This is a genomic window from Pseudomonas edaphica (assembly GCF_005863185.1).
Taxonomy (GTDB): domain Bacteria; phylum Pseudomonadota; class Gammaproteobacteria; order Pseudomonadales; family Pseudomonadaceae; genus Aquipseudomonas; species Aquipseudomonas edaphica.
The window spans coordinates 1-6436 of the sequence record NZ_VBVZ01000359.1; the positions used below are offsets into that span (position 1 = coordinate 1).

The 6436-nt window shown below is 59.4% G+C and carries 9 protein-coding genes; 3 read left to right on the top strand and 6 right to left on the bottom strand.

What is annotated here, in order from left to right; translation table 11 throughout:
- Nucleotides 1-335 (bottom strand): low affinity iron permease family protein (locus FEM54_RS21360; RefSeq protein ID WP_138452870.1); only part of this gene is annotated, 335 nt, incomplete at its 3' end.
- A gap of 181 nt (nt 336-516) precedes the next feature.
- Between FEM54_RS21360 and FEM54_RS21365 the strand changes: the two genes are divergently transcribed.
- Nucleotides 517-1299: a GNAT family N-acetyltransferase gene (locus tag FEM54_RS21365; protein ID WP_138452872.1), complete on the top strand. Its 783-nt coding sequence runs from the start codon at nt 517-519 to the stop codon at nt 1297-1299.
- On the opposite strand, the gene FEM54_RS21370 is transcribed toward FEM54_RS21365, so the two are convergent.
- The 5 genes from FEM54_RS21370 to FEM54_RS21390 form a co-directional block, all read right to left on the bottom strand.
- The gene (locus tag FEM54_RS21370; protein ID WP_017137293.1) at nt 1300-1800 is read right to left on the bottom strand and encodes a methylated-DNA--[protein]-cysteine S-methyltransferase; all 501 of its coding nucleotides are present in this window, start codon (nt 1798-1800) and stop codon (nt 1300-1302) included. It lies immediately after the preceding gene.
- Between the two features lie 88 nt (nt 1801-1888).
- Nucleotides 1889-2212: a hypothetical protein gene (locus FEM54_RS21375; RefSeq protein WP_017137294.1), complete on the bottom strand. Its 324-nt coding sequence runs from the start codon at nt 2210-2212 to the stop codon at nt 1889-1891.
- A gap of 75 nt (nt 2213-2287) precedes the next feature.
- The gene (locus FEM54_RS21380) at nt 2288-2698 is read right to left on the bottom strand and encodes a type II toxin-antitoxin system HicB family antitoxin (RefSeq protein WP_138452874.1); all 411 of its coding nucleotides are present in this window, start codon (nt 2696-2698) and stop codon (nt 2288-2290) included.
- A 22-nt stretch (nt 2699-2720) separates the two neighbouring features.
- Nucleotides 2721-2903 carry a type II toxin-antitoxin system HicA family toxin gene (locus tag FEM54_RS21385; protein ID WP_138452877.1) on the bottom strand — a complete coding sequence of 61 codons (183 nt, stop codon included), beginning with the start codon at nt 2901-2903 and terminating at the stop codon, nt 2721-2723.
- 167 nt (nt 2904-3070) lie between these two features.
- Nucleotides 3071-3964: a LysR family transcriptional regulator gene (locus FEM54_RS21390; protein ID WP_138452879.1), complete on the bottom strand. Its 894-nt coding sequence runs from the start codon at nt 3962-3964 to the stop codon at nt 3071-3073.
- Nucleotides 3965-4059: 95 nt separating this feature from the next.
- Here FEM54_RS21390 and FEM54_RS21395 point away from each other — a divergent pair, with 95 nt between their 5' ends.
- Both FEM54_RS21395 and FEM54_RS21400 read left to right on the top strand, forming a co-directional pair.
- Nucleotides 4060-5223 carry an MFS transporter gene (locus FEM54_RS21395; RefSeq protein ID WP_138452881.1) on the top strand — a complete coding sequence of 388 codons (1164 nt, stop codon included), beginning with the start codon at nt 4060-4062 and terminating at the stop codon, nt 5221-5223.
- Nucleotides 5220-6419: an MFS transporter gene (locus FEM54_RS21400; protein WP_138452883.1), complete on the top strand. Its 1200-nt coding sequence runs from the start codon at nt 5220-5222 to the stop codon at nt 6417-6419. Before FEM54_RS21395 ends, FEM54_RS21400 begins: the two co-directional genes overlap by 4 nt.
- Nucleotides 6420-6436: the final 17 nt, after the last annotated feature.

Genomic DNA, 6436 nt, shown 5'->3' on the forward strand with positions numbered 1-6436 from the left:
ATGCTGCGGTATTCGCTGCGCAGTTTTTCCAGTTCCTTACGGTCCAGGCCATCGAGGCTCAGCACGGCGTTTTGCGCATCCTTGGAGACGCGCAGCAACTCGTCGATCTTGATATGCAGGATGTCGTTGTCGCGGTTTTGCGTGTTCTGGATCAGGAACACCATCAGGAAGGTGATGATGGTGGTCGAGGTATTGATGATCAGTTGCCAGGTGTCGTTGTAGTGGAAATATGGCCCGCTGAGGCTCCACAGGAAAATCAGTGCGACAGCCACGTAGAACGTGCGGGCACTGCCTGCCCAGCGGGACAGAGATTGGGAGACTGCAGAGAATTTCATGACCGTTTTTCCTTGACCGGAGGGTGATGAAATTATGGACCGCAGGCCCGCTTCGAAATTTCTTTTTACATTTTAGGGTTAGAACAATGTCGTGCTTTTTCCTCCGGCTATCTTAGGAATTGGCCTACTGCGCCTTTGAATGGCGGGAGCAAGACTGGTTTTTTTATCCGGATGTTCTCCCATGCACGCTAACGCCGCCTGCGATTTGCCCACGCTCTACGGTAAAACCGAAGAGCATTTTTTTGCCGCGGTGTGCCCAACGCATCGTCGATACAGCGGCGGCATCAATGCTTATTTCACGGATGAGTATTTCAGCCCGTTCAATTTGTTGTTTATCCGGGTTGGCAGCACTTTGCTGGATAACGCTTTGGCCGCACCGCTGGAGCTTATCCGGCGTACCACGCAGGCAATACGCGTGGTGATCCATGAGGAACAGGTCGAAGCGCTGGGTGAGGTGTTTTTGGCACACGGCTTTAAGCCGGTCGAAAAGACCACCGCGATGGTGGGTGACCTGGCGTGCCTGGCGCCATGGGTGGGCGAGAGCGGTGTGCAGGTCCAGCTCACGCGGAACATGAACGATTGGGCTGAGCCCTTTGGCAGTGCGTTCATGAGGCTGCCCGAGGAGGTTGCGCGTTATCAGGTCCGCCACCAGCGGGCCCTGGACGCGGGTGAGGCGCTTTACCACTTCATCTTGTCCGATGAGGGGCAGGTAAGGTCTTCGCTGGTGCTGTCCCTGTGTGATGGTGAGGCCCGGCTTAGCGATATCGGCACACTCATGGGCTTGCGTGGCAGAGGGTACGCCACTCGATTGATCCATGCCGCTCTGCTGCACGCGTCGAGCCTCGGGGCCCTGCGATGCTTTCTAGAAGCCTCGCAGGGTGCCTTCGCGCTGTACCGGCAACTAGGTTTCGAACCTTTGTACGAGTGCCAGGCCTTTACCCGTGACGCCCTTGCAGACGCGTAATCAGAGGGCCAGCTTTGCCTGGCCGCGATCCTCAAGCGCCAGCAAATACTGCTTGGCCTCAAGCCCACCGGCAAACCCGGTCAGCCCGCCCGAAGCACCGATCACCCGGTGGCAGGGCGCGACGATCGAGATGGGGTTGCGGCCATTGGCTGCGCCTACCGCGCGCACGGCCTTGGGGTTGCCGATCTGCTGGGCAATCTGGCTGTAGCTGCGGGTTTCGCCGAAGGGGATGGTCAGCAGTGCCTGCCAGACTTGTTTTTGGAAATCGGTGCCGTCGAAGTCCAACGCCAGATCGAACTGATTGCGGGTGCCGGTAAAGTATTCCCGTAGCTGGCGCTCGGCTTCCAATAACACCGGGCTGTCGTCGGCTAGATGCAACTCGCCCAGACGCACGCGATTGGCGCGTTCTTTTTCCCACAGGATGGCGCTGAGTTTGCCGTTGCGCGCCACCAGGGTGAGCTGGCCGACGGGGGAAGGCATGAGCTTGTATTGGTAGGGCATGAGCGGGCTCCTTGAAGATGTAGGGGGCCACTATCCACCTTGTGGGCGGTTGGGAAACCCAGTTTCTTGCGGTCAAATTCTACTGGGACTAAATGCTCCAGTGAATCCAGTTACCGGAACCATAGGCCCAAGCGACGAAATAGATGAACCAGACGATCGAGGGCGTCGACAGTGCTACCCATGAACCGAGGTTAAGTAGCGCAAGTGCGGTTGCGCAGAGTGTGATGCCTCGGCTGGCGTTCTGCCTTGAATACCAGACGCCATAGATGGATCCCGCCAGAGCCGCTATCGACGCCAGGCTCCTCAGGCCGAAAGGGATTGGCGTCAGCGGTAACAGCAGTGGAATGATCAATACCAGCCCCACCACCTTTCTAACGACTTGGCTCTCAGTTTTTTGTACAGGCACGCGCATTGGCTCTGCTCATGGGTAAGATATGTGCGCATTTTTAACGAAGGTCGTCTTCGTCGCTTTAGGAATTTGCTTAAGTCAATGTTCCTGCTGCAGAACCTTTAGTGCTGCCGATGCCAGAAAGCCGGAACGGCTTTTTTCTTCAGGATGATGCAACACGTATTCATCAATTCGATTCAGCAGGTAACCCGGCAGGGTGATATTGAGCTTCTGCGCTTTGCCCAGATATTTAGTGACATCAATATCAACCACGGCCCAAATGCAGCCGGCATATGCCTGGTTGGCCGCGTGCAGGGTGACTTTCTGAGCGGTGGGAATCGGCGCGCCATCCTCTGCAAGGATTTCAAAGTGCCCTTCGATCGCTTCGCGGGCCATGGCCATGGCGTCGTCCAGGTCGTCGCCGGCGGAGTAGCAGCCAGGAATATCCGGCACTTCCACACCCCAGGCGTGGTCCTCGTCACCGGTTGAAATTGCGATGGGGTAAAACATGTCTATTGCTCTCCAGGGGCGCTCAGCTCAGCAGCGCCTGTTTCAAAATACTCTTGGCGGTCTTGTCCAACAGGTCTTTCTTTGGATGAGGAATCGTCACCAGCCCCGGTTTGGTCGGGTGTTTGAAGTGGCGGTGACTGCCTCGGGTGCGTACCAGGTACCAGCCATCCGCAACAATGTGACCTATCAAATATCGGCTATCCACAGCACCTCCTTGTGGTGTGTGTTGGTGGTGACTATAACCACTGAAAATAAATTATCAACACTCTACCTACCGACGATCGATGACCGGCATTTCGGTAAGTGCTCAATGAAGTGTATGAGCCCGTGGAAACGGTGGTGCAGAGAGGTATTGCGAGGGTTTTCGAAGTGTTACTCGTTGTTTAAGACCTGGGTGAGAACGGCGAGAAATGCGTCAGCCAACAGGCTTTTTCTGGCCGCAGGCGTCAGCACCAACAGCTGCGCACAGGCATCCACCTCGACCATGGGCTTATAGGTGACACCCTTGTTCATCAAGCTCTGCGTGCATTCGGGCACCAATGCCACGCCTTGCCCGGCGGCCACCAACGCAATGATCGAAGTGATCTGCCGCCCGGTCGGCCCCGCACGCAGGGGCACGCCGTGGTGTCGGTACAACTGCTCGATCGACTGGTTCAACCCCGACCCGTAATCGGGCGGAAACAGAATCAGCGGGTAAGCACTGAGCTGCGCCAGGCTCACCTGCGTTTGGCCGGCTAACGGACTTTCACTGGAAACCGCCGCCCACAAGCGCTCCTCACCCAGCGACAGCGCTTGCACGGCCTGGCTTTGCGGCAGCAGACGACTCAGGCCGACATCCAGGCGCCCATCTGCCACCTGTGCGCCCAGGCTGCCGGAAGCGCACTCCACCAAGGTCAACTGCACATCGGGAAAACCCTGGGCGAAGGCCTGGATCGCCTGGCTGAACAGGTCCGACAGCGCGATCGAACTGACGTAACCCAAGGTCAGTTGCCCGGCGGTCCCGGCGGCCAATTTACCGGCGATTACCTGTGCCAGCTCCACCTGTTCCAACACGCTACGCGCATAGGGCAAGAACGAACGGCCCTGGGCGGTGAGGGAAACCGTGCGGCTGGTGCGATCAAACAACTTGAAGCCCAACTCCGTTTCCAGCGCCGAGATCTGCCGGGTCAACGGCGGCTGGGCCAGGTGCAGGCGAAGGGCTGCGCGACCGAAGTGCAGTTCTTCGGCGACCGTCAGAAAGTAACGCAGCTTGCGTAGGTCGAGCATCCTGATCCCTGGGTATTGATCGGTTCGAATTCGGTATTGGTTTAAGACCCGCTGGCCATTCTATAAAGACCTCACAAAATAAAACGAGAGGTTTCATGAAACCGCGCCTGCATTGTGCCCGTCTTGCCCTGTTCCTGTGTGGCTGCGCGGCGTTTCTAAACCTGTATGCCACCCAGAGCATCCTGACCACGTTCGCCGAGCAGTTTCATATCAGCGCCAGGGCGGCGGGCTGGAGTATCACGGTCACCACCCTGGCGGTGGCAGTGACCGCGCCATTTGTCGGCCGGCTGACCGGGCGTTTCCAGCAGCGTACGGTCATCGCTGTGACCGCGCTGTTACTGGCCGTGCCCGCGCTGATGACCGCCTACGCCGGCAGCTTTGCCGAAGTGTTGGTGTGGCGCTTTGTGGAAGGCATGTTGATCCCGGTGGTGTTTGCCACCAGCGTGGCTTACATCGGCGACCGCTGGCACGGCGCCACGGTGACCGAAGTCACCAGCCTCTATGTGGCGGGCACCGTACTGGGCGGGTTCGCCGGGCGCTTCGTCACCGGCGTGATGACCGAATATGTCGGCTGGCGCGAGGCCTTTGAATTGTTGGCCGTATTGAGTTTGATGGTCGGTGGGTTCATTCAGTTTTTGCTGCCCGATAACCCGCCGCGAGTCGCACCGGTCAAGGCTGCTTCGTCAGGCGTTTTTCGCAAGCCATTGGTAGCTGCCTACGCCGTAGGGTTTTGTGTGTTGTTCTCCCAGGTTGCGGCATTTACCTACGCGGGACTCTACCTTGGCCTACCGCCTTTCAACCTCGGGCCTGCGGCCTTGGGCACGCTGTACATGGTGTTTCTGCTGGCCTTGATCGTGATCCCTATCGCCGGCCGCCTCAGCAAAGCGCGGCCCCACGCCGATCTGCTGGCTGTGGCTGCCGTGCTGGGTATCAGTGGCTCGGCACTGACCCTGGCGCCGTCGCTGGGGTGCATCGTGGCGGGCCTGGCGCTCAGTTCGACCGGTGTCTTTCTCGCCCAGGCCGCCGCCAACGCGTTCATCAGTGCCACCGTGCAGGCCAACAAGGCAGGCGCCGTGGGCGTTTACCTCACCTGTTATTACCTGGGCGGCAGTTGTGGTGCCATCGTCCCCGCCTTGATGTGGGAGCGCTGGGGCTGGGCTGGGTGTGTAGCGCTGATTATCGGCTTTCAACTGCTGACGTTGCTGATCGCCCTGACGGGCTGGAAGCCCCTTAAACCTGAGTTGATCCAAGCATCATGACCGACACCAGCGCCGTGCCTGCCCGCGAAACCTCAAACCGCCGCCGCTCGCTGATCGCCGGGTGCGGCGCCCATGCCGTACACGATGGCCTCACGGATGTGATCTACGTGCTGCTGCCCATTTGGCAGGCACAGTTCGCTCTTTCCTACGCGCAGATCGGGCTGTTGCGCGGTGCCTATTCCGGGATGATGGCCGTGTTTCAACTGATGGCCAGCCGCGCCGCCCGACGATGGGGGCGCATGCCGATGCTGGTGGGCGGCACGGCGCTTGCTGGCGTCGCTTATTTGTTGGTGGGGCAGGCCACTGGGCTGATCATGCTGCTATTGGCGTTGCTGTTAGGCGGTTTGGGCGCCAGCACCCAACACCCATTAGCCTCTTCGATGATTACTGATGCTTATGAGGACGGCGGCGGGGTCAAGCAAGCCCTGTCCCAATACAACTTTTCCGGCGATATCGGCAAAACCCTGATCCCGGGGTTGGTCGGCTTGCTGCTCACCGTCATCAGTTGGCGCGCCAGTGCCACACTGTTGGGCTTGCTCGGCGTGGCGGCGGCGGGGTTGTTGTGGTGGCTAGTGCCTGCGCAAATGTCCGAAACCGCTTCTGTAAAAAAAGCCAAACCCCTCAGCGGAACCGGTTCCATTACCGGCCTGCGCGCCCTGATGCTTACCGGCACGCTCGACAGCGCCGTGCGCATGGGCTTTCTCACCTTCCTGCCGTTTCTGCTGCAAGCCAAAGGCGCGGGAACTGCCGGCATCGGCCTGGCGTTGACGCTGCTGTTTATCGGTGGCGCGTTCGGCAAATTGCTCTGCGGCTACCTCGGTGCCCGCATCGGCATGATGAAAACCGTATGGCTGACGGAAACCAGCACGGCGCTGCTGATCATTACCGCCGTGTACCTGCCGCTGCATGGACTGATGGTGATGCTGCCACTGCTAGGGTTGGTGCTCAATGGCACCTCCTCAGTGCTGTACGGCGCCGTGCCGGACCTGGCAGCGGCGGGAAAACGCGAGCAGGCGTTTGCTGTGTTCTACACCGGTACGATCGGCGGCGGCGCGCTGGCGCCGGTTCTGTTTGGTGGTGTGGGCGATGCACTGGGCGTGCCGGTGGCGGTGATGGTATTGGCGGGCATGTTGTTGGTGACGTTGCCGCTGGCGTGGGTGGTGCAGCGGGGGTGTGCGCCTCAAACAATCGAATAATTGCTGGTATGCCCAGG

What these genes read in the sequence shown, in the direction of transcription:
- FEM54_RS21400 (WP_138452883.1), top strand. Translation starts at nt 5,220, where the DNA reads ATGACCGACACCAGCGCCGTGCCTGCCCGCGAAACCTCAAACCGCCGC.
- FEM54_RS21395 (WP_138452881.1), top strand. Translation starts at nt 4,060, where the DNA reads ATGAAACCGCGCCTGCATTGTGCCCGTCTTGCCCTGTTCCTGTGTGGC.
- FEM54_RS21375 (WP_017137294.1), bottom strand. Translation starts at nt 2,212, where the DNA reads ATGCGCGTGCCTGTACAAAAAACTGAGAGCCAAGTCGTTAGAAAGGTG.
- FEM54_RS21370 (WP_017137293.1), bottom strand. Translation starts at nt 1,800, where the DNA reads ATGCCCTACCAATACAAGCTCATGCCTTCCCCCGTCGGCCAGCTCACC.
- FEM54_RS21365 (WP_138452872.1), top strand. Translation starts at nt 517, where the DNA reads ATGCACGCTAACGCCGCCTGCGATTTGCCCACGCTCTACGGTAAAACC.
- FEM54_RS21380 (WP_138452874.1), bottom strand. Translation starts at nt 2,698, where the DNA reads ATGTTTTACCCCATCGCAATTTCAACCGGTGACGAGGACCACGCCTGG.
- FEM54_RS21390 (WP_138452879.1), bottom strand. Translation starts at nt 3,964, where the DNA reads ATGCTCGACCTACGCAAGCTGCGTTACTTTCTGACGGTCGCCGAAGAA.